Origin of the sequence: Agrobacterium sp. GD03872, assembly GCF_029840625.1 — a bacterium.
Lineage (GTDB): Bacteria > Pseudomonadota > Alphaproteobacteria > Rhizobiales > Rhizobiaceae > Agrobacterium > Agrobacterium fabrum_A.
In genome coordinates, this window is record NZ_JAOCCY010000001.1 from 669,715 (window position 1) to 687,922 (window position 18,208).

At 61.2% G+C, this 18,208-nt stretch carries 17 protein-coding genes; 6 read left to right on the plus strand and 11 right to left on the minus strand.

Annotated features, from left to right (window positions below; genetic code table 11):
* The 4 genes from N5D22_RS03275 to N5D22_RS03290 form a co-directional block, all read right to left on the minus strand.
* A complete protein-coding gene (locus N5D22_RS03275; RefSeq protein ID WP_279655978.1) occupies positions 1–1,998 on the minus strand; it encodes an acetyl/propionyl/methylcrotonyl-CoA carboxylase subunit alpha in 1,998 nt (665 codons plus the stop codon).
* A gap of 7 nt (positions 1,999–2,005) precedes the next feature.
* Positions 2,006–3,607 carry a carboxyl transferase domain-containing protein gene (locus N5D22_RS03280; protein ID WP_279655977.1) on the minus strand — a complete coding sequence of 534 codons (1,602 nt, stop codon included), beginning with the start codon at positions 3,605–3,607 and terminating at the stop codon, positions 2,006–2,008.
* 9 nt (positions 3,608–3,616) lie between these two features.
* On the minus strand, positions 3,617–4,789 hold the full coding sequence (locus tag N5D22_RS03285; RefSeq protein WP_279655976.1) for an isovaleryl-CoA dehydrogenase: 1,173 nt from the start codon (positions 4,787–4,789) through the stop codon (positions 3,617–3,619).
* A gap of 76 nt (positions 4,790–4,865) precedes the next feature.
* Positions 4,866–5,339 (minus strand): Lrp/AsnC family transcriptional regulator, encoded by a 474-nt coding sequence (locus N5D22_RS03290; RefSeq protein ID WP_003500312.1) that lies wholly within the window; start codon positions 5,337–5,339, stop codon positions 4,866–4,868.
* A gap of 183 nt (positions 5,340–5,522) precedes the next feature.
* On the opposite strand from N5D22_RS03290, the gene N5D22_RS03295 reads away from it, so the two are divergent.
* The 6 genes from N5D22_RS03295 (at position 5,523) to gpmI (ending at position 13,232) form a co-directional block, all read left to right on the plus strand.
* Positions 5,523–6,686 (plus strand): acetyl-CoA C-acyltransferase, encoded by a 1,164-nt coding sequence (locus tag N5D22_RS03295; RefSeq protein ID WP_279655975.1) that lies wholly within the window; start codon positions 5,523–5,525, stop codon positions 6,684–6,686.
* Positions 6,687–6,697: 11 nt separating this feature from the next.
* Complete coding sequence (locus N5D22_RS03300; protein ID WP_279655974.1) at positions 6,698–7,825, plus strand: acyl-CoA dehydrogenase family protein; 1,128 nt, start codon at positions 6,698–6,700, stop codon at positions 7,823–7,825.
* Between the two features lie 44 nt (positions 7,826–7,869).
* Complete coding sequence (locus N5D22_RS03305; RefSeq protein ID WP_279655973.1) at positions 7,870–9,108, plus strand: 3-methyl-2-oxobutanoate dehydrogenase (2-methylpropanoyl-transferring) subunit alpha; 1,239 nt, start codon at positions 7,870–7,872, stop codon at positions 9,106–9,108.
* A gap of 1 nt (position 9,109) precedes the next feature.
* Complete coding sequence (locus tag N5D22_RS03310) at positions 9,110–10,123, plus strand: alpha-ketoacid dehydrogenase subunit beta (protein ID WP_279655972.1); 1,014 nt, start codon at positions 9,110–9,112, stop codon at positions 10,121–10,123.
* 2 nt (positions 10,124–10,125) lie between these two features.
* Positions 10,126–11,370 carry a dihydrolipoamide acetyltransferase family protein gene (locus tag N5D22_RS03315; protein ID WP_279655971.1) on the plus strand — a complete coding sequence of 415 codons (1,245 nt, stop codon included), beginning with the start codon at positions 10,126–10,128 and terminating at the stop codon, positions 11,368–11,370.
* A gap of 344 nt (positions 11,371–11,714) precedes the next feature.
* Positions 11,715–13,232 carry a 2,3-bisphosphoglycerate-independent phosphoglycerate mutase gene (gene gpmI / locus N5D22_RS03320; protein ID WP_279655970.1) on the plus strand — a complete coding sequence of 506 codons (1,518 nt, stop codon included), beginning with the start codon at positions 11,715–11,717 and terminating at the stop codon, positions 13,230–13,232.
* 80 nt (positions 13,233–13,312) lie between these two features.
* Here gpmI and N5D22_RS03325 read toward each other — a convergent pair whose 3' ends face one another.
* The 7 genes from N5D22_RS03325 to N5D22_RS03355 form a co-directional block, all read right to left on the minus strand.
* Positions 13,313–13,750, minus strand: a complete 438-nt coding sequence (locus N5D22_RS03325; protein WP_279655969.1) for a YeeE/YedE family protein — start codon at positions 13,748–13,750, stop codon at positions 13,313–13,315.
* Positions 13,747–14,154: a YeeE/YedE family protein gene (locus tag N5D22_RS03330; protein ID WP_279655968.1), complete on the minus strand. Its 408-nt coding sequence runs from the start codon at positions 14,152–14,154 to the stop codon at positions 13,747–13,749. Before N5D22_RS03330 ends, N5D22_RS03325 begins: the two co-directional genes overlap by 4 nt.
* Positions 14,151–14,507 carry a sulfite-sensing transcriptional repressor BigR gene (bigR, locus tag N5D22_RS03335; protein WP_279655967.1) on the minus strand — a complete coding sequence of 119 codons (357 nt, stop codon included), beginning with the start codon at positions 14,505–14,507 and terminating at the stop codon, positions 14,151–14,153. Before bigR ends, N5D22_RS03330 begins: the two co-directional genes overlap by 4 nt.
* A complete protein-coding gene (gene blh, locus N5D22_RS03340; RefSeq protein WP_279655966.1) occupies positions 14,501–15,796 on the minus strand; it encodes a bifunctional sulfur transferase/dioxygenase Blh in 1,296 nt (431 codons plus the stop codon). The genes bigR and blh overlap by 7 nt, the downstream gene beginning before the upstream one ends.
* 230 nt (positions 15,797–16,026) lie before the next feature.
* Positions 16,027–16,512 carry a hypothetical protein gene (locus N5D22_RS03345; protein ID WP_279655965.1) on the minus strand — a complete coding sequence of 162 codons (486 nt, stop codon included), beginning with the start codon at positions 16,510–16,512 and terminating at the stop codon, positions 16,027–16,029.
* Positions 16,513–16,525: 13 nt separating this feature from the next.
* The gene (locus tag N5D22_RS03350; RefSeq protein WP_279655964.1) at positions 16,526–17,317 is read right to left on the minus strand and encodes an SDR family oxidoreductase; all 792 of its coding nucleotides are present in this window, start codon (positions 17,315–17,317) and stop codon (positions 16,526–16,528) included.
* Between the two features lie 26 nt (positions 17,318–17,343).
* Positions 17,344–18,171: an alpha/beta hydrolase gene (locus N5D22_RS03355; RefSeq protein ID WP_279655963.1), complete on the minus strand. Its 828-nt coding sequence runs from the start codon at positions 18,169–18,171 to the stop codon at positions 17,344–17,346.
* Positions 18,172–18,208: the final 37 nt, after the last annotated feature.

The window sequence follows — 18,208 nt, forward strand, 5'->3', positions numbered from 1 at the left end:
TCATGCGCCCTCCGGCTCGAAATCCACCAGCACCGCCCCGGCTGATACCATATCGCCTTCCGCGCAATTGATGGCGGTTACGATGCCTTTCGCGGGCGCACGGATCGTGTGTTCCATTTTCATCGCTTCCATCACCACCAAAGCGTCGCCGGCTTCAACCGCGGCGCCTTTTTCGCGCAGCAGGGCACGAATGACGCCGGGCATGGGCGCTTCAAGGCCGCCGGTATGGGTGGTGGAATCCGCGATGTCGACCGGGTCTGGCTGGCTGATGCGATAGTGTTCGCCATCCAGAAAAAGCGCATAGCCGCCGCTCTCTTCCAGAAAATAACCTTGCCGTGTCATGCCTGTGACCGTCGCACGGAAGCTGCCGTTATCCGTGAGGTTGCCATGGGCGCGGATCGTCCGTTCGCCAATCGCCAGCAAAAAGCCGTTCGCTTCATGGGTGACGCCAAGGTCGATTGGCTGGTTGTCCATAATGAAATGCAGGGTTTCCCGTGCCGGCGCATTCAGTCGGAAGGCGTTGGTGGCGTTCCATGGACTATGGGGATCGGTTATCGGCTGTGAGCCGCACTCTTGGGTTTTTCCGCGCGAAAGCAGCAGGCCGAGCGCGCCCAGTGCGATTTCATTTTCGCCTGTGGTCGCGGGAGCAAAAAGCGCCGCCTCATGGCGGGGTATGAACCCGGTATCGAGATCGGCGGCGGCGAAAGCCTCGAGGCCCGCAAGCCGCGTCAGAAAGGCAATGTTGCTGGCGACGCCGCAGATCGCCAGTTTTTCCAGCGCCAGCCGCAGGCGTCGCACGGCGGATGGGCGGTCGTGATCCCAGACGATCAGCTTGGCGATCATCGGATCGTAATGCACGGTGATGGCGTCGCCTGCGCGAATGCCGCTGTCGATCCTGAGGTGGGTGCCCTCAGCCGGGAAAACGAGATGGCTTATCGCCCCTGTCGACGGCAGGAAATCATGCGCCGGGTCTTCGGCATAGATCCGGGCCTCGATGGCATGGCCGCCTATGCCGAGATCGGCCCAATGTTTCGGCAGCGCCTCACCATTCGCCACTCTTATCTGCCATTCGACCAGATCGAGACCGGTAATAAATTCCGTGACGGGATGTTCGACCTGAAGCCGGGTGTTCATTTCCATGAAATAGAAATCACCAGAAGGATCGAGGAGAAACTCCACCGTTCCCGCCCCGCGATAATCGATGGCGCGGGCGGCAGCGACGGCTGCCTCATACATGCATTGCCGCAGGGTATCGGGCAGACCGGGAGCAGGGGCTTCCTCTATGACCTTCTGGTGCCGGCGCTGGATCGAGCAGTCGCGCTCGAAAAGCGAAACACAATTGCCGTGACCGTCGGCGAATACCTGTATTTCCACATGGCGTGGCCGCTCCAGATATTTTTCGATCAGCATGCGGTCATTGCCAAAGGCGGCCAGCGCTTCGCGTTTGGCGCCGGCAAGTTCCGCCGCAAAATCGTGTTCCCGCCGGACAATGCGCATGCCCTTGCCGCCGCCGCCGGCCGAAGCCTTGAGCAGCACCGGATAACCGATCTTGTCCGCCTCGCCCGAGAGCCGTTTCCCGCCTTGTTCGTCGCCATGATAACCCGGGACAACGGGGACGCCGGCTTTCGCCATCAGCGCCTTCGCTTCGCTTTTGCCGCCCATGGCGCGGATCGCTTCGGGCGGCGGGCCGATGAAAACGAGGCCGGCAGCGGCGCAGGCTTTGGCGAAAGCCGCATTTTCGGAGAGAAAACCGTAACCTGGATGAATGGCTTGCGCGCCGCTTGCCCTTGCGGCGGCAATGATCCTTTCGGCGTCGAGATAGGACGAGCGCGCCGGTGCGGGGCCGATGGCGATGGCTTCATCGGCCAGTGCCGCATGCATGGCTTCCCGGTCGGCATCTGAATAGACGGCGACGGTGCGGATGCCCATCCTGGCGGCGGTGCGGATGATGCGGCAGGCGATTTCGCCCCTGTTGGCGATCAGTATCTTCGAGAACATCGTCGCCTCACATCCTGAACAGGCCAAAACGGGTGGGTTCTATCGGTGCGTTGAGTGCTGCGGAAAGCCCGAGGCCGAGCACGAAACGGGTATCCCGGGGATCGATGATGCCGTCGTCCCACAGCCGCGCGCTGGCATAATAGGGATGCCCCTCTTTTTCATATTTCTCCCGGATCGGCTGCTTGAATGCCTCCTCGCCTTCCTTCGACCAGTGACGGCCATCGGCCTCGATGCCGTCGCGGCGAATTTGCGCCAGAACGGAGGCCGCCTGTTCACCGCCCATCACGGAAATGCGGGCGTTGGGCCACATCCACAAAAAGCGCGGCGAATAGGCCCGCCCGCACATGCCGTAATTGCCTGCCCCGAAGGAGCCGCCGATGATGACGGTGAATTTCGGCACTTTTGCCGATGCGACGGCGGTGACGAGCTTGGCGCCGTCCTTGGCGATACCACCAGCCTCATAGGCCTTGCCGACCATGAAGCCGGTGATGTTTTGCAGGAAGACCAGCGGAATACCGCGCTGGCAGCAGAGTTCGATGAAATGCGCGCCCTTCAGCGCCGATTCCGAAAAGAGAATGCCGTTATTGGCGACGATGCCAACGGGATAGCCATGGATATGGGCGAAACCGCAGACCAAAGTCGTGCCGTAAAGCGCCTTGAACTCGTCGAATTCGGAACCGTCCACCAGACGCGCGATGATCTCGCGAACTTCGAAGGGTTTTCGCGTATCGGCGGGTATGACACCGTAAAGCTCGTCTGCCGGATAAAGCGGCTCCGCCGGCTCGCGAATATCCAGCTCCACCTGTTTGCGGCGGTTGAGTGTCGAGACGATCCGACGGGTCAGCGCCAGCGCGTGGCGATCGTTATTGGCGTAATGATCGGTGACGCCGGATTGCCGCGAATGCACGTCAGCGCCGCCCAACTCTTCCGCGCTCACCACCTCGCCGGTCGCGGCCTTCACCAGCGGCGGGCCGCCGAGGAAGATCGTGCCCTGATTTTTGACGATGACGGACTGGTCGCTCATGGCAGGCACATAAGCCCCGCCTGCTGTGCAACTGCCCATCACCACGGCAATCTGGGCGATGCCTTCCGCCGACATGTTGGCCTGATTGTAGAAGATGCGGCCGAAATGATCGCGGTCGGGAAACACCTCGTCCTGATTGGGCAGGTTCGCGCCGCCGGAATCCACCAGATAGATGCAGGGCAGGCGGTTCTCCGTGGCGATTTCCTGCGCGCGCAGATGTTTCTTCACCGTCAGCGGATAATAGGTGCCGCCTTTAACCGTCGCATCATTGGCGACGATGACGCATTCGCGGCCCGAGACCCGGCCGATGCCGGTGACGATGCCGGCGGCGGGAACGGGTTCGTCATAGACCTCGTAGGCTGCGAATTGCGAAAATTCGAGAAACGGGCTGCCGGGATCGAGAAGGGCTTCGATCCGGTCGCGCGCCAGCAATTTGCCGCGGGAAAGATGCCGTTCGCGGGCCTTGTCGCCGCCGCCTCTGGAGATTTTTTCGACGTGCTGCTGCAGGTCATCCACCAGACCCGACATGAAATCGACATTGGCAGCGAAGGTGGGGTCGCGGTTCAGACTGGATGTAAGCTTCATCGCGTGTCCTCACCCGTTGCCCTTGACCAGTTCGCGGCCGATCAGCATCCGGCGGATTTCGCTGGTACCCGCGCCGATTTCATAAAGCTTGGCGTCGCGCAGCAGCCGTCCGGCCGGGCTTTCATTGACATAACCGGAACCGCCGAGAAGCTGGATGGCATCCAGGGCCACCTGCGTCGCCCGTTCGGCGGCAAACAGGATCGCGCCCGCCGCGTCCTGCCTTGTGATGCGACCATTGTCGCAGGCCCGCGCCACGGCATAGACATAGGCGCGGGAGGCATTCATGGCCGAATAAATATCGGCGAGCTTGCCCTGCACCAGTTGGAATTCGCCGATAGGCTTGCCGAATTGCTTGCGCTCGCGGGCATAGGGCAGAACCAGATCGATGGCCGCCTGCATGATGCCGACCGGGCCCGCGGCCAGCACGGCGCGTTCGTAATCCAGCCCGCTCATCAGCACCGCCACGCCGTCATTGAGGCGTCCGAGAATGTTCTCTTCCGGCACCTCGCAATCCTCGAATACCAGTTCCGAGGTGGGTGAGCCCCGCATGCCGAGCTTGTCGAGTTTCTGGGCCGGGCGAAACCCCTTGAAGCCCTTCTCGATCAGGAAGGCGGTGATGCCGCGTGGGCCGGCAGCCATATCCGTCTTGGCGTAGACCACCAGCGTATCGGCCTCGTGGCCATTGGTGATCCACATTTTCGCGCCGTTCAGCACGTAGCGGTCACCCTTGCGTTCCGCCTTCAGCCGCATGGAGACGACATCCGAACCGGCTTCCGTCTCGCTCATGGCGAGCGAGCCGACATGTTCGCCGGAGACGAGTTTTGGCAGATATCTCAGCTTCTGCGCATCCGTGCCCCAGCGGTGAATCTGGTTGATGCAGAGGTTGGAATGCGCGCCGTAGGAAAGGCCGATGGAAGCCGAAGCCCGGCTTATTTCCTCCATGGCCACGCAATGGGCGAGATAACCCATGTCGGCTCCTCCGAATTCTTCTGAAACGGTGATGCCGTGCAGGCCGAGCTCGCCCATTTGCGGCCAGAGCTTGCGTGGAAAACGGTCGTCGCGGTCGATCTCGGCGGCGAGCGGGGTAATTTTATCGTCGGCGAATGCTCTTGCGCTGTCGCGCAATGCTGCGATTTCCGGGCCGAGATCGGCATCGAAAATGGCGGCGAGGTTCAAACTCATCGCGTCTCCTCCTCCGGACGACAGGCCGTCCCTTTTGTCAGCAGCCGGCGCCTCCTCCGCGCCGGCAACCCTTGATTTACGGCGCGTCACCCCCGGTGAAGGCGGCGGAACGGCGCACGAATGTCTTGATGGCGAAATTGGACTGGATGCGCGACACGCCGGGAACGGTGGTCAGGAAATCCAGAAGCTGCTGATAATGCGGCAGATCCCGCACCATGGCGTGGATCAGGTAATCGGAGCTGCCGCTGGTCTGGTAACCGCCCACCACTTCGGGAATGGAAGCGACATGATGCTCGAAGGTCGTCAGCGCTTCCTTGATCTGCCGTTCCAGCGTGACGGAAATGAAGACGCCCATATTGCCGAGCAGCCGGTTCTCATCGAACACGGCGGTGTAACCACGAATGATGCCTTCCTCTTCCAGCTTGCGCACGCGCCGCAGCGTCGGCGTGAAGGAAAGACCTATCCGTGCCGCCAGATCCCGCCAGCTCACCCGCCCGTCATCGCCGAGCACATGCAGAATCTTCTGGTCGAAACTGTCGAGCTCAATCATGGATCATTTGCTCTATGATATGACTAATTGTTGGATCAAAGATATCGCCAATCAAAAAACTGTCAATCAAAATAGCTTTGAAATGAATTCGAGTTGGTGATAGCGTTCATATCAGTCGAGGTCTGGAGGAGATCGCGATGACGGTCGTTTTCTCAAGCGGGAGAATGACCAAGGGAGGTGTATTTGGCTGTGCATGACCCTGTCGTGATCGTCGGGGCCGCCCGTACTGCTATGGGTGGGTTCCAGGGCGAATTCAAATCGGTGACCGCACCCGATCTCGGGGCGGCGGCGATCCGCGCGGCCATCGAGCGGGCCGCGGTTCCGTTTTCCAACATAGATGATGTGCTGATGGGCTGTGTGCTCACGGCCGGGCAGGGGCAGGCTCCGGCCAGACAGGCGGCCATTGCCGCCGGCATTCCCAACACGATTGGCGCGACGACCATCAACAAGATGTGCGGCTCGGGCATGAAAGCAATCATGCTGGGGCATGACCAGATTGCGGCGGGAAGCTCTTCCATCGTGCTGGCGGGCGGCATGGAAAGCATGAGCAATGCGCCCTACCTGCTGGACCGTGCCCGCAACGGCTATCGTCTCGGCCACGGCAAACTCACCGACCACATGTTTCTGGATGGTCTCGAAGACGCCTATGACAAGGGCCGGCTGATGGGCACTTTCGCGGAAGATTGCGCTGAAGCCTATCAGTTCACCCGGGCCATGCAGGATGACTATGCGCTCGCCTCGCTGGAAAGGGCGCGACGCGCCATAGCGGAGGGGGCGTTCGAGGCGGAAATAGCGCCCGTCGGCGATGTTTCCGTGGACGAGCAGCCGGGCAAGGCAAAGCCGGAAAAGATACCGCAGCTGAAACCCGCCTTTCGCGATGGCGGTACGGTGACGGCGGCCAATTCCAGTTCTATCTCCGATGGTGCGGCGGCTCTCGTTCTCATGCGTCGCTCCGAAGCGGAAAGGCGGGGCCTTTCACCGCTGGCGACCATTATCGGTCAGGCCACCCATGCGGATGCACCCGCCGGATATCCAACGGCTCCCATCGGCGCGATGAAAAGGCTGTTCGACAAGACCGGCTGGAAGGCGAAGGATGTCGACCTGTTCGAAATCAACGAGGCCTTTGCCGTGGTGGCCATGGCGGCGATGCGCGATCTCGATCTGCCGCATGACAAGGTGAATGTGCATGGCGGCGCCTGCGCGCTCGGTCATCCGATCGGCGCTTCCGGCGCAAGGATTGTCGTCACCTTGCTGGCTGCCCTGCAGCGCTACGGGCTGAAACGCGGCGTGGCCGCTGTCTGCATCGGCGGCGGTGAGGCAACCGCGCTCGGCATCGAGCGACATTAAGGGAGGCGGCGATGATTCTCACCGAAGCCCAGCAGCAGATCAGGGACATGGCCCGCGATTTCGCCCGCGAGCGGCTCGCCCCCGGTGCCAGCGCGCGCGACCGGGAAAGCCGGTTTCCTAAAGACGAGCTGAAGGAAATGGGAGGCCTCGGTTTCCTTGGCATGCTGGTCTCCGAGGATTGTGGCGGCTCGGAAACCGGTGCGGTGGCCTATGCGCTGGCGCTGGAGGAGATCGCTGCCGGTGATGGCGCCTGTTCCACCATCATGAGCGTGCATAATTCGGTCGGCTGTGTGCCGATCCTGAAATTCGGAACCGAGGAGCAGAAGCAGCGTTTCCTGCCCAAACTCGCTTCCGGCGAATGGATCGGCGGTTTTGCACTGACCGAACCGCAGGCCGGTTCCGATGCGTCCAACCTCAAGACCCGCGCTCGGCGCGATGGCGACCGTTATATTCTCGACGGCGCGAAACAGTTCATCACCTCGGGCAAAAATGGCGATGTCGTCATCGTTTTTGCCGTCACCGATGCGGCGGCGGGCAAGAAGGGCATCACGGCCTTCATCGTGCCGACCGATACGCCGGGTTACGAGGTGATCAGAGTCGAGGAAAAACTCGGGCTGCACTCTTCGGATACCTGCCAGATTGCCTTTACTGACATGGCGGTCCCGGCGCAATTGCGGCTGGGCGACGAGGGGCAGGGTTATCGCATCGCGCTCGCCAATCTGGAAGGCGGCCGCATCGGCATCGCCGCGCAGGCCGTCGGCATGGCGCAGGCCGCCTTCGAGACAGCGCGGGATTATGCCCGTGAGCGCAAGGCCTTCGGACAGGCAATCATCGAGCATCAGGCGGTGGCGTTTCGCCTCGCGGATATGGCGACGCGGATTACGGCGGCGCGGCAGCTGGTGTTGCATGCGGCGGCGTTGAAGGAAGCGGGGGAGCCCTGCCTCTCTGAAGCCTCGATGGCAAAACTCTTCGCGTCCGAAATGGCCGAGCGGGTCTGCTCGGACGCCATCCAGATTCACGGCGGTTACGGCTACATGGCGGATTATCCGGTGGAGCGGATCTATCGCGATGTGCGCATCTGCCAGATTTACGAGGGAACCAGCGATGTCCAGCGCATGGTCATCGCGCGAAACCTCTGAAAATTGTTTCGTCGTCTGGAGGAGATGGCGATGGGAGGAGTAGAATGGATATTACCGAAACCACGCATCTCAGCCTGCATGTGCCGGAGCCCGCGGTGCGGCCCGGCGACCAGCCGGATTTCTCCAATGTGAAAATACCCAAGGCGGGGTCGGTGCCGCGCCCGGAGGTGGATGCAGCGCCGGAAAGCATGCGCGATCTGGCCTATTCGATCATCCGCGTCCTCAATCACCAGGGCGAGGCCGTCGGGCCATGGGCAGGGCTGCTCTCGGACGAGGAATTGCTGGTGGGCCTGAAAAACATGATGCGGCTTCGCGCTTTCGATGCCCGCATGCTGATGGCGCAACGGCAGGGCAAGACCTCCTTTTACATGCAGCATCTGGGCGAGGAGGCGGTCAGCTGCGCCTTCCGCAAGGCGCTTTCCAAAGGCGACATGAATTTCCCGACCTACCGGCAGGCGGGTCTCTTGATCGCCGATGACTATCCGCTCGTCACCATGATGAACCAGATCTATTCCAACGAGCTTGACCCTTTGCACGGGCGGCAAATGCCGGTTCTGCACTCCTCGAAGGAGCATGGCTTCTTCACCGTATCCGGCAATCTCGCCACGCAATATGTGCAGGCGGTCGGCTGGGCGATGGCCTCGGCCATCAAGGGCGATACGAAGATCGCGGCGGCCTGGATCGGCGACGGCTCGACGGCGGAATCGGATTTTCATTCCGCGCTGGTCTTCGCCTCCACCTACAAGGCGCCGGTTGTCCTCAATATCGTCAACAATCAATGGGCCATTTCCACCTTTCAGGGCATCGCACGCGGCGGTTCCGGCACCTTTGCGGCGCGCGGGCTGGGTTTCGGCATTCCGGCGCTCAGGGTCGATGGCAATGATTATCTTGCCGTCTATGCCGTGGCGCGCTGGGCCGTGGAACGCGCGCGACGCAATCTCGGCCCGACGCTGATCGAATATGTCACCTATCGTGTCGGCGCCCATTCCACCTCCGACGATCCGAGCGCCTACCGACCCAAGGCCGAATCCGAGGCCTGGCCGCTCGGCGACCCGGTCCTGAGGCTGAAGAAGCACCTCATCCTGCGGGGTTTCTGGTCTGAGGAGCGGCACCGGCAGGCGGAAGCGGAGATCGCCGACGAGGTGATCGAGGCGCAGCGCGAAGCGGAAAGCCACGGCACGCTGCATGCGGGCGGCAAGCCGCCGACCAAGGATATTTTCGAGGGCGTTTATGCCGAGATGCCGCCGCATCTCGTCCGTCAACGCCAGAAAGCCGGGTACTGACATGACGAGAATGACGATGATCGAAGCCGTCCGCAGCGCCATGGATGTGTCCATGGAACGCAGCGACGATGTGGTGGTGTTCGGTGAGGATGTGGGTTATTTCGGCGGCGTGTTCCGCGCCACGCAGGGGCTGCAGGGAAAATACGGCAGGACCCGCTGTTTCGATGCGCCGATCAGCGAATCCGGCATTGTCGGCACCGCCATCGGCATGGCTGCTTACGGCCTGCGCCCCTGTGTCGAAATCCAGTTTGCCGATTACATGTATCCCGCCTATGACCAGATCACCCAGGAGGCGGCGCGTATCCGCTATCGTTCCAATGGCGATTTCACCTGCCCGATCGTGCTCAGAATGCCGACCGGCGGCGGCATTTTCGGCGGGCAGACGCATAGCCAGAGCCCGGAAGCGCTTTTCACCCATGTCTGCGGGCTGAAGGTGGTGGTTCCCTCCAACCCTTATGACGCCAAGGGTCTGTTGATCGCATCCATCGAAGACCCCGACCCTGTCATGTTTCTTGAGCCTAAGCGGCTTTATAACGGCCCCTTCGACGGCCACCACGACCGGCCCGTCACGCCCTGGTCCAAACACGAGATGGGTGAGGTGCCGGAAGGGCACTATACCATCCCGATCGGCAAGGCCGAGATACGCCGCCCCGGCAACGCTGTCACCGTCATCGCTTATGGCACCATGGTGCATGTGGCGCTGGCGGCGGCGGAAGAGACGGGGGTGGATGCCGAGATCATCGATCTTCGCAGCCTGCTGCCGCTCGATCTCGACACCATCGTGAAGTCCGTTTCCAAGACGGGCCGCTGCGTCATGGTGCATGAGGCGACGCTGACTTCCGGCTTCGGTGCGGAAGTCGTGTCGCTGGTGCAGGAACATTGTTTCTATCATCTCGAGGCTCCCGTCGTCCGTGTGGCGGGCTGGGATACGCCTTATCCCCACGCGCAGGAATGGGACTATTTTCCGGGGCCGGCCCGCGTCGGGCGCGCCCTCGTCGAAATCATGGAGGCCTGATTATGGCGGAATTTGTTCTTACCATGCCCGATGTCGGTGAAGGTGTGGCGGAAGCCGAACTGGTGGAATGGAACGTCAAGCCGGGCGATCCCGTGCATGAGGACACGGTGCTGGCAGCCGTGATGACCGACAAGGCGACGGTGGAGATCCCGTCGCCGGTGGCAGGTGTCGTCACCTGGCTGGCGGCGGCGGTGGGCGACACTGTGGCGGTAAAGGCGCCGCTGGTGCGTATCGAAACCGATGCCGCAGTCACTGCTTCTGCAGAGGCTGCGCTGGAACCGGAAGCGCCGTCCGACATGACGGAAGAGCCGCCAGCGGCTGAAATCCAGCCCGCCCGTGAAATCGAGGATGCGCCTTCGTCTCCCGAGGTTGAGCACCATAAACCTCTGGCGTCGCCCGCCGTCCGCCAGCGGGCTGACGATCTCGATATCGATCTTGGACAGGTGAAGGGAACGGGGCCGGACGGGCATATCACCCATGCCGATCTCGATGGGTTTTTAACCGTGCGGAGACGGCCGGAACGACCCGAGCCGATAGCGCCGCATGACAGCGCTGTCGAGGAAGTGAAGGTGACGGGGCTGCGGCGCAAGATTGCCGAGAAGATGGTGCTGTCCGCATTCAGCATTCCGCACATCACCTATGTCGAGGAAGTCGACGTGACCGATCTGGAGGATCTGCGCGCGACCATGAACGCCAGCCGCCGCTCCGGGCAACCGAAGCTGACGATCCTGCCGTTCTTGATGCGTGCGCTGGTGAAAGCCATTGCCGATCATCCCGGCATGAATGCCACCTTTGACGACGATAAAGGTGTCGTCAGCCACTATGAAGCCGTCCATATCGGCATCGCCACGCAGACGCCGTCGGGCCTGACGGTTCCGGTCGTACGCCACACGGAAACGCTCGGCCTCTGGGAATGTGCGGAGGAAGTGGCGCGCGTTGCGGAAGCCGCCCGTACCGGCACGGCGCATCGGGAAGAACTGATGGGTTCCACCATCACTATCAGCTCGCTTGGGCCGCTGGGCGGTGTGGTCTCGACGCCCATCATCAATCACCCCGAGGTGGCGATCATCGGTGTCAACAAGATCGTGATGCGGCCGGTCTGGGATGGAATTCGCTTTGTGCCGCGCAAGATGATGAACCTGTCGTCGAGTTTCGATCATCGGGTTGTCGACGGGTGGGATGCCGCAGTCTTCATCCAGGCCGTCAAGGCGCTACTGGAAAAGCCGGCGCTGATTTTCATAGACTGAGGGCGACCCGTGCTCCCTCATCCCTGTGCTTGTCACAGGGGGGCAGCCAGCCCAAGTCTTTGGGCTGAAAGGACTCTCCCGCCGCGCAGATGCGCGTCGGGCTGGATTCCTGTGACGAGCACGGGAATGAAAGCATGTGCGTGTCATGACTGCATTTTTTAGCCCGCGTTTTCGACCTTCACGGAACTGTTTCGCTGTCGGTATAGGCTTGCGTTCGTCATCTTCGGGTATAGAAGAGAAGAACGAGAAGCATGTTTTCTCATCATGATCACAGTGGCGGAAGAGGGCGCTCCAGCGCCCGGCGGTCCGCCCTCCGCCGGCAACCGAATGAAGAAGGTCCTCCCATGCACACTCCCAAACCCGTTGTCCTGACTATTCTCGATGGCTGGGGGCTGAGCGAGGACAAATCCAGCAATGCTCCGGTGCTGGCTAACACGCCGACCATGGACCGGCTTTTTGCCTCCTGCCCGAATGCGACGCTGACCACCTTCGGCCCGAAGGTCGGCCTGCCCACCGGGCAGATGGGCAATTCGGAAGTCGGCCACACCAATATCGGCGCCGGCCGCATCGTCGCCATGGATCTCGGCCAGATCGATCTGGCAATCGAGGATGGCAGCTTTTTCCGCAATGCGGCGATGCTTGATTTTGCCGCCAAGGTGAAGGCCGCAGGCGGTGTGGCGCATCTGATGTGCGTCGTTTCCGACGGCGGTGTCCATGGCCATATTCTCCACGGCCAGGCGGCGGTGAAGCTGATGGTCAGCCAGGGTCTGAAGGTCGTGGTGCATGCCATCACCGATGGCCGCGATGTCGCGCCGCAATCGGCTGAAGATTTTGTGGCGGCGCTGGTGGCGAGCCTGCCGCAGGGCGCCAGCATCGGCACGGTGATCGGTCGTTATTATGCGATGGATCGCGACAATCGCTGGGAGCGCGTCGAAAAAGCCTATGACGCCATGGTTCTGGCGAAAGGCGAACACGCGCGGGACGCGGTGAGCGCCGTTGCCCAGAGCTACAGGAACAATGTCACCGATGAATTCATCCTGCCGACGGTGATCGACGGTTATGAGGGGTTCAAGGCTGGTGACGGCCTGTTCTGCCTGAATTTCCGTGCCGACCGCGCCCGTGAAATTCTGCTTGCCATCGGCGCGGATGATTTCGACGGTTTTTCGCGTGAAAAACCCACCCTTTCGGCGCTGCTTGGCATGGTGGAATATTCCACGCGGCATAATGATTTCATGACGACGGCTTATCCGAAGCGCGATATCGCCAATACGCTCGGCGCATGGGTGGCGAAGCAGGGGCTTACGCAGTTCCGCCTAGCTGAAACCGAAAAATATCCGCATGTCACCTTCTTCCTGAATGGCGGCAAGGAGGAGCCGGAAGTCGGCGAAGATCGTTTCATGCCGAAATCGCCGAAGGTCGCGACCTATGATCTGCAGCCGGAGATGAGCGCGCCGGAAGTGACGGAAAAATTTGTCGAGGCGATTGGCAAGGGTTACGATCTGATCGTCACCAATTACGCCAATCCCGACATGGTCGGCCATACCGGAGACCTGCAGGCCGCAATCAAGGCCTGCGAAGCCGTGGATCGCGGGCTTGCCGCCGTTGTCGCCGCCCTCGAAAAAGTGGGTGGTGCGATGCTTGTCATTGCCGACCACGGCAATTGCGAAACCATGGTCGATCCGGTGACCGGCGGCCCGCACACGGCGCATACCACCAATCCGGTGCCGGTTATCCTGTTTGGCGGTCCGGAAGGTGCGAAGCTGCATGACGGCATCCTCGCCGATGTCGCGCCCACGTTGCTGCAGCTCATGAATGTACCGCTGCCGGCGGAAATGACGGGCAAGAGCCTGATCGATCTCTGATCGACAATGCGGTCGCGCGGGTATTTTGGACCCGTGCGACCGTTTGTCTTTCGGCCGGCAAATGCGCCTTGGCGGATGTTCTATGGTTCTCTTGCATAAAGACGGTCATGCGCCAGCATGCCGGCAATCATGGCGCACACGAACAGGACGACAGGCATAAGCCCGAGGGCAAAAGCCGACAGCGCCGGGCCGGGGCAGAAACCGGCAAGTCCCCAGCCTACGCCGAAAATGGCCGAGCCCGTTATGAGCGGCCGGTCGATGCGGGTTTTTGCGGGAAGGCTGAAGTCTTCGGCGAGAACGGGTTTGGCAAAAAATCGGCTGAGCAGCACGCCCGGTACGGCCACCATGACAGCGCCGCCCAGAACGAAAATCAGGCTGGGGTCCCAATGGCCGCTTGCCACATCCAGAAACCCCGAAACGCGGGTCGGATCGACCATGCCGGAGAGCGACAGGCCAAAACCGAAAAGGGCCCCTGCCGTCAGCGCCAGTGCAAGGCGCGCCATGGCAAGGTTTTTCATGACAGGGCCCCCGTTATCGTCGCGGTGCAGATGCCGGCGATCAGGAAGGTCAGGGTGGCGGCGATGGAGCGCCGGGAAAATCGCGCCAGTCCCATGATCCCGTGACCCGAGGTGCAGCCGGAGCCCATGCGTGTGCCGAAACCCACCAAGAGACCGGCAATGAGGATCAACGGCCATGGTGCGCTGACGGTGACGGCGGGAAGCTGGCCAAAGGCGGCGGCATAAAGATAAGGCCCGGCAAGCAGGCCGGCCACGAATGCCAGGTTGATGAAACGCCGCTCCTTGCCCAGCACGTTGCCGATGATACCGCTGATGCCGGCGATACGGCCGTTGAACAGAAACAACAAGATGCTGGCGAGGCCGAGCAGCATGCCGCCGAAAAGAGAAGGCCCATAGGCGCTCATCGGGCGACCTCCTCAGGCGCGCAGAAGATGGCGTAAAGGGCGGCAATCAGCTGCGCCGCCTTGTCTTGCGTCAGCCGATAGAAGATTTGTTTGGCCTCGCGCCGGGTCTCGACCACACCGGCTTCCCTGAGGACGCCGAGCTGCTGGGAGAGTGTCGGCTGGCGGATATCCAGCTTGGCCTCCAGTTCGCCGACGGAAAACTCCCCCTGCGCCAGCGTGCAGGCGAGCATCAGCCGGGCGGGGTGGGCCAGCGTTTTCAAAAGTATCGCGACCTCAACGGCGCGCTCCTCCATGGCGGGAAGGGGGATCTCACCGATGTGCGGGGTCTTTTCCACCGTGTTTTCCGTCACCATGTGCTGCCCTCCAGCACGTCGAGCGGGAATTTCAGATAACGCTTGCCATTCGCTTCCGGCTCCGGCAGGCGGCCGCCGCGAATATTGACCTGCAGGGCGTGAAGAATGAGCTTCGGCATCGGCAATGTGCGGTCGCGCGTTTCCCTGAGGCGAATGAAACCCTCTTCCGTCACGCCGGCAATGTGCGGATTGCTGCGTTTCTGTTCGGCCACCGTGCTTTCCCATTTCGGGGCGCGGCCGCCGGGCTGATAATCATGGCCGGTGAAAAGCCGTGTTTCATCGGGAAGGGCGAGGATGGCCTGAATGGACGCCCAGAGTTCCCTGGCGCTGCCGCCCGGAAAATCGGCGCGTGCGGTGCCGGAATCGGGCATGAAGAGCGTATCATGTACAAAGGCGGCATTGCCTACCACATAGGTGACGGAAGCCAGCGTATGCCCGGGCGAAAACAGCACGCGTGCTTCCAGCGAGCCGATATTGAACCGGTCTCCGGCGTCGAACAGCCGGTCCCATTGCGAGCCGTCGGTCTTGAGATCAGGCCAATTGTATTTGTCCTGCCAGAGTTTCTGTACGCCAGTGACTTTCGCACCTATGGCCGTTGATGCACCGGTCTTCTGCTTCAGATAGTGGGCGGCGGAAAAATGGTCGGCATGGGGATGGGTATCGAGAATCCATTCCACCGAAAGCCCCTGGCTCTGCACATAATCCAGAATGGCGTCGGCATTCATGGTTCCGGTCGCACCGGATTTTTCGTCGAAATCATAGACCGGGTCGATAATGGCGCAGCGCCCGGTTGCGGGATCGGAAACGACATATTGCACGCTCCATGTGCGCGGATCGAAGAATGCCTTGACGTGAGGCACTGCCGCCGCCCGCCGTTCCAGCCAGCGCGCAGCGCCGGAAAGATCAAAGCCATGCGCCTTGCCGAAAGCCTCGATATCGTCCCTTTCGATGCGCCCATCCAGTGCTTCCCCGAGAACATGAAGCGTGAGCGCACGGGTGCCGCCCTTGCAATGGGCAAAAACGGGACCTTCCGCTTCTGCCATTTTCTGCTGGAAGGCGCGGATATCGGCTTCGGTTATGGTGGGTCCGCTGACCGGGATGAAGCCATAGTCCATGCCCGCGGCGCTGGCGGCGCTTTTTTCCTGCGCATTGCCGGGCTGGCCGGGTTCTTCGCCATCCGGCCGGGCATTGATGATGCTTTTAAAGCCCTGAGCCGAGAGCGATGGGAAATCAGCGATCATCGGCTGGCCCGCAACTGTCAGGCGCTCGTTGATCTTCACGACATTCATAGGCTTCTCCTGTGGTGCAGCATTATTATATATTATTATATAATGTATAATGATTTCATGCAAGGGATGGGTTCGGGAATGGTTCGAAGGGGAAACTAGAGGCGGGATTTCTTCGTTTTGTGACGGGTGGGCGGAGATTGCCTGCTTTTGGCGCGTAAAAACGCCTGGTGCCCGAAACTATTCTGGCACAAGGCGTTTTCCCCGTAGACCGGTTCGAATATCGTCGTGCTTCAGGCGGCGATCCTGCGGCGCGCCGCCTTCCAGCCGAGACAGATTGCCGCAATAAGCAGGACCGCCTGTGCGGCGACAAATGGCGGTTCGTTGCCGTTCGGCGCCAGAGCATTGAGTGTTTCGACCTTGAGAAAGGCCTGAACGATCAGCACGAACATATTGAGATAAAGGCTGATCGTTGCGGTGATCGCATAGACGATGCGCGCCCTGCCATTCAGACCGTATCCGTAAAGCGCCACCAGCGCGATTGCCAGAACGAGGGTGGAGATGATGCCGACGCCGAGCGCCGGTGTGAAATTGCCGAAGGGGAAGAGGAAGCCGGTGAGTGTGGTGGCAAGCGTGGTGACGAGGAAAAGCGCCATCATGCGCGGCATCCACCGCCCCGCCGCATAAGCGGGCAGGGCGATCAGTCCGGTGGCAATGCCGATGAAGCTTAAAGTCACATGCAATGCCGTGAATTGGGGAATGGTCAGTCCGAGGATCATGATACGTCTCCCGCTATTCGGTCTTGGCTGCACGATACCGGCTGGCGGCAAGTGCATGCGACAGATTGGGCCTCAGCGCTGCGCGCGCCGCAAGGAAATTTTCGAGATCGGCCGTATCCGGCAGCGAAGGAATGGTCATGGTCTCACCGAGATCGAGACCGGCGAGGGCCGCATCCACCATCTCGTGAACATCCATGATCATGGCGGCCGGAATGGCGTCGAGCCGCTCTTCTTCCCAGATCGCCGTGCGGGTGATGCCGGGCAGGACGGCCTGAACCCGCACACCGGAAGGTGAAAGCTGCGCCTGCAGGGCTTCTGTGAAGGCAAGCACGAAGGCCTTGGTCGCCGGATAGACGGCGGTAAACGCCGCCGGCATCAGCGCCGTGACCGAGGTCATGTTGATGATCGTGCCCTTGCCTTCGGCGGCAAGGCGTGGCGCTATGGCTGCCGCAAGCCGGGTGACGGCAAGAATGTTGAGGTTGATCATCGTCGTCACATAGGCCGGGTCCAGCGCCGTGATCGCGCCTTCCCCTGCAATGCCGGCATTGTTGACGAGGCCGGTAATCCGCCGGTCGTCGCGCAGCCGTGCCTCTACCTTTTCGAGGTCTTCCGCCCTGGAAAGATCGGCGGAGAGAACCTCGACCGCGATGCCATGATCCTTTTCCAGCTGTGCGGCGAGCGCCTTCAGCTTTTCGGCGCGCCGCGCCACGAGGATGAGATCATGGCCGCGTTTTGCCAGTCGTTCCGCATAGACCGCACCGATGCCGTCGGATGCGCCGGTGATGAGAAATGTATTCTGTGTCATGTCCGTATCTCCTGTATCCGACGGTTTCAGGCGTTGATGAAGGCGAGAAGGTCGGCGTTGAACCGGTCCTGATGGGTCTGCGTCAGGCCATGGTCCGCGCCTTCATAGATTTTGAGGACCGCGTGTTTGACGATTTTGACCGTGGAAAGCGCGGATGCACCAACCGGCACGATCTGGTCGTCATCGCCATGCAGAACCAGCGTCGGTTTGTCGAAGGCCTTCAGGTCCTGATGGAAATCGCTTTCCGAAAAGGCGCGAATGCTGTCGAGCTGGCCTTTCAGGCCGCCCATCATGCCCTGCCGCCAGAATTCCTCGCGGATGCCTTCGGATATCACGGCACCTTCACGGTTGTAGCCGTAGAAGGGAATGGTCAGATCCTTGAAGAACTGGCTGCGATTGTCATAGGTGCCCTTGCGGATGCCGTCGAAAACATCGATCAGCAGGCCGATGGCGTTGCTTTCCGTCTTCAGCATCAGCGGCGGAACCGCGCCGATGAGGGCGATTTTCGCGACGCGGGCCGTGCCGTGGCGGCCGATATAGCGGGTGACCTCGCCGCCGCCGGTGGAATGGCCGACCAGAATGATGTCGTGAAGATCGAGCTGTTCGATCAGCTCGGCCAGGTCGTCGGCATATTGGTCCATGGTATTGTTATGCCAGACCTGATCCGAGCGGCCGTGGCTGCGGCGGTCATGGGCGATGGTGCGGAAACCGTTGTTAGCGAAGAACACCATCTGCGCATCCCATGCATCGGCGCTGAGCGGCCAGCCATGGGAGAAGATGATGGGCTGGCCGTCTTTCGGGCCCCAGTCCTTGTAGAAAATATGCGTCCCGTCTCTGGTGGTGATCGTTGTCATGGCTCTCTCTCCTGTTGCAGGGAGCTTGCTTGCGTCC

Bases quoted from the DNA above. Each gene is read 5' to 3' on its own strand.
- N5D22_RS03325 (WP_279655969.1), bottom strand. From the start codon at position 13,750: ATGAAAAACCTTGCCATGGCGCGCCTTGCACTGGCGCTGACGGCAGGG.
- bigR (WP_279655967.1), bottom strand. From the start codon at position 14,507: ATGGTGACGGAAAACACGGTGGAAAAGACCCCGCACATCGGTGAGATC.
- N5D22_RS03280 (WP_279655977.1), bottom strand. From the start codon at position 3,607: ATGAAGCTTACATCCAGTCTGAACCGCGACCCCACCTTCGCTGCCAAT.
- N5D22_RS03285 (WP_279655976.1), bottom strand. From the start codon at position 4,789: ATGAGTTTGAACCTCGCCGCCATTTTCGATGCCGATCTCGGCCCGGAA.
- blh (WP_279655966.1), bottom strand. From the start codon at position 15,796: ATGAATGTCGTGAAGATCAACGAGCGCCTGACAGTTGCGGGCCAGCCG.
- N5D22_RS03275 (WP_279655978.1), bottom strand. From the start codon at position 1,998: ATGTTCTCGAAGATACTGATCGCCAACAGGGGCGAAATCGCCTGCCGC.
- N5D22_RS03345 (WP_279655965.1), bottom strand. From the start codon at position 16,512: ATGATCCTCGGACTGACCATTCCCCAATTCACGGCATTGCATGTGACT.
- N5D22_RS03290 (WP_003500312.1), bottom strand. From the start codon at position 5,339: ATGATTGAGCTCGACAGTTTCGACCAGAAGATTCTGCATGTGCTCGGC.
- N5D22_RS03330 (WP_279655968.1), bottom strand. From the start codon at position 14,154: ATGAGCGCCTATGGGCCTTCTCTTTTCGGCGGCATGCTGCTCGGCCTC.
- N5D22_RS03355 (WP_279655963.1), bottom strand. From the start codon at position 18,171: ATGACAACGATCACCACCAGAGACGGGACGCATATTTTCTACAAGGAC.
- N5D22_RS03305 (WP_279655973.1), top strand. From the start codon at position 7,870: ATGGATATTACCGAAACCACGCATCTCAGCCTGCATGTGCCGGAGCCC.
- N5D22_RS03310 (WP_279655972.1), top strand. From the start codon at position 9,110: ATGACGAGAATGACGATGATCGAAGCCGTCCGCAGCGCCATGGATGTG.
- gpmI (WP_279655970.1), top strand. From the start codon at position 11,715: ATGCACACTCCCAAACCCGTTGTCCTGACTATTCTCGATGGCTGGGGG.
- N5D22_RS03350 (WP_279655964.1), bottom strand. From the start codon at position 17,317: ATGACACAGAATACATTTCTCATCACCGGCGCATCCGACGGCATCGGT.
- N5D22_RS03315 (WP_279655971.1), top strand. From the start codon at position 10,126: ATGGCGGAATTTGTTCTTACCATGCCCGATGTCGGTGAAGGTGTGGCG.
- N5D22_RS03300 (WP_279655974.1), top strand. From the start codon at position 6,698: ATGATTCTCACCGAAGCCCAGCAGCAGATCAGGGACATGGCCCGCGAT.